General features: G+C 78.0%; 3 protein-coding genes. All 3 read left to right on the top strand.

Going from position 1 to position 2,383, the window contains the following annotated elements:
* The coding region (locus B0E53_RS35550) for a substrate-binding domain-containing protein (protein ID WP_168215491.1) at positions 1-412 on the top strand (412 nt) is incomplete at its 5' end.
* A 2-nt stretch (positions 413-414) separates the two neighbouring features.
* Positions 415-618, top strand: a complete 204-nt coding sequence (locus B0E53_RS35545; RefSeq protein WP_107079831.1) for a hypothetical protein — start codon at positions 415-417, stop codon at positions 616-618.
* Positions 619-751: 133 nt separating this feature from the next.
* Positions 752-2,383 (top strand): serine/threonine-protein kinase (locus B0E53_RS35540; protein ID WP_246835770.1); only part of this gene is annotated, 1,632 nt, incomplete at its 3' end.

Here is a 2,383-nt window from a genome sequence, read left to right as displayed (position 1 = left end):
CCGCGACCGGCTCGCCGGATTCGCCGACGCGTTCGCCGCGGCCGGCGTCGCCTGGCCGGCGATCACCGTGCTCAACGCCACCGGCAACAGCCGGGCGGCGGCCGCCGCCGCCGTCGCCCCGGTGCTGGCCGGCGACGACCCGCCCACGGCCGTGCTGGCCTGCTCGGACGTGCTGGCCCTCGGGGTGCTCGACGCGGCCGGCCCGCACCGGCACCTCTCGGTCACCGGCTTCGACGATGTCGCCGAGGCCGCCGCCGCGGGGCTGACCACCGTCCGGCAGCCGGCCGAGGAGAAGGGCCGGCTCGCCGCGGCACTGCTGCTGGAGCCGCCGGCCGACCCGGCCGGCGGCCGCCTTCTGCTTCCCACCGATCTCGTCGTCCGGACCTCCACCGGTCCCGTCCCCAGGAGTTGACCATGGAACACTCCACCGGCTTCGTCCTCGCCGTCGACGCCGTGACCCGGCACGTGAACTCCGCCCGCCCCGACGCCCCGGTCCGTCCCGACCGGCCCCGGCAGCCCCGGCTGGCGCCCACCCGGCTGGCCGCCGCGGCGGCGCTGCGCCGCCTCGCCGACCGGATGGAGCCGCGCCCCGCCCGGGTCCCCACCTGCCAGTCCTGACCCCGATCGACGGCCCGTCCGGGTGGCCGACGCCACCCGGAGGGCACCCCGTTCGGCCCGGAACCGCCCGATCGGCGCGGAACCCGGCACCGGGTTGGTGGGGCACCCCACCGGCCAGGCACACTGGACCACCATGTCGCCGTTCACGCCCTCGCTCCGGCTGCACGATCGGTACGTCCTGCGCGAGTGCATCGGGCTCGGTGGGATGTCCGAGGTGTGGCACGCCGACGACGAGGTCCTGCACCGTCCCGTCGCGGTGAAGGCCCTCGCCACGCAGCTCGCCGCCGACCCGCAGCTGCGCGCCACCATCCAGCGCGAGGCCCGCGCGGCGGCGCGGCTCACCCACCCGCACGTGACCCAGGTGTACGACTACGGCGAGGCCACCCTGCCCGACGGCTCGGTGGTGCCCTACCTCGTCATGGAGCTGGTCGAGGGGCGCACCCTGGCCGACCGGTTGAGCGGGGGGCCGCTCGCCTGGCCGGAAGCTGTCCGGCTGGCCGGGCAGATCGCCGCCGCCCTCGCCGCCGCGCACCGGATCGGCGTGGTGCACCGCGACATCAAGCCCGGCAACGTGATGCTCACCGAGACCGGGGCGAAGGTGCTCGACTTCGGCATCGCCACCCTGGCCGGGCCGCGCCACCCCCTCGCGGGGCAGACCGGCGAGCTGCTCATGGGCACCCCGGCGTACTTCGCGCCCGAGCGGATGACCCCCGGCCCGGCGAACCCGGCCAGCGACGTGTACGCCCTCGGCGCCCTGCTCTACCGCACCCTGACCGGGCGCGCTCCGCTGCCCGTGCAGACCTGGGACGACGTGCTCGACGTCCAGGCCCACCGCCCCCCGGTGCCGCCGCTGCGCATCCCCGGGCTGCCCGCTGACATCGCCGAACTCACCCTGGCCTGCCTGGCCGTGGACCCGGCGCGGCGGCCCACCGCCGCCCAGCTCGCCACCCGGCTCGGCGCCGGTCAACCGACCGACCCGCCGACCGCGATCCTGCCCACGGTGCCCCGCCCGGAGCACCCGCCGACGCTGATCGAGCGGGCCCCCCGCCCGGTCCCACCGCCGCCCGCGCGGCCGGCCACCCGGTCGAACCGGCTCATCGGGGCGCTGGTCGCCGCCGGGGTGGTGCTGCTGCTCGCCCTGGTCGGGACGCTGCTGCTCGGCGACAACCCCGACACCCCGGCGGGCACCGGGCCGGTCGCCGGCCCGTCGACCGGCACGACGCCGGCCGAGGAACCGGCCCCCTCGACGCCGTCCGAGCCGGCCACTCCAGCCCGGCCGACACCCGGCCGGCACCGGTCACCCTGCGCCAGCTCGCCGCGCAGTTCGCCGACGTGGTCGACCAGGCCGTCGCGGACGGCCGGATCGAGCGGAAGACCGCGAACGACCTGCGCGAGAAGGCCGCCGAGCTGGACCGCGGTAAGCCCAAGGACCGCGCCAAGCGGGTCGAGGGCCTGCGCGAGCGGATCGGTGACCTGGCCGACGACGGCAAGCTCGACGAGGCCACGGCCGGTGCCCTCCAGGACCTGCTCGACGCGTACGCGGGGCTGCGCGGGGGCGGCCGCGACGAGGGCTGAGCCGCCCGGCTCAGACCAGCCGCACCGGGTCGCCCGCCCGCACCCGGCCCGCCCGGACCACCTGCGCGTACGCGCCGACGCAGGGCCTCGGGGCCAGGCCGTCCAGCGGCACCACCCGGTTCAGCCGGGCCGGCACGCGCAGCGCCTCCGGGTCGCGGGGGAGCCGACCGTGCGCCAGCGTCGGCACCGC

It is taken from the genome of Micromonospora sp. MH33 (assembly GCF_003013775.1).
GTDB classification, from domain to species: domain Bacteria; phylum Actinomycetota; class Actinomycetes; order Mycobacteriales; family Micromonosporaceae; genus Micromonospora; species Micromonospora fulviviridis.
This window is presented reverse-complemented; position numbering and strand designations above follow the sequence as displayed.

Coding starts and splice junctions, on each gene's coding strand:
- B0E53_RS35545 (WP_107079831.1), top strand. CDS start 415: ATGGAACACTCCACCGGCTTCGTCCTCGCCGTCGACGCCGTGACCCGG.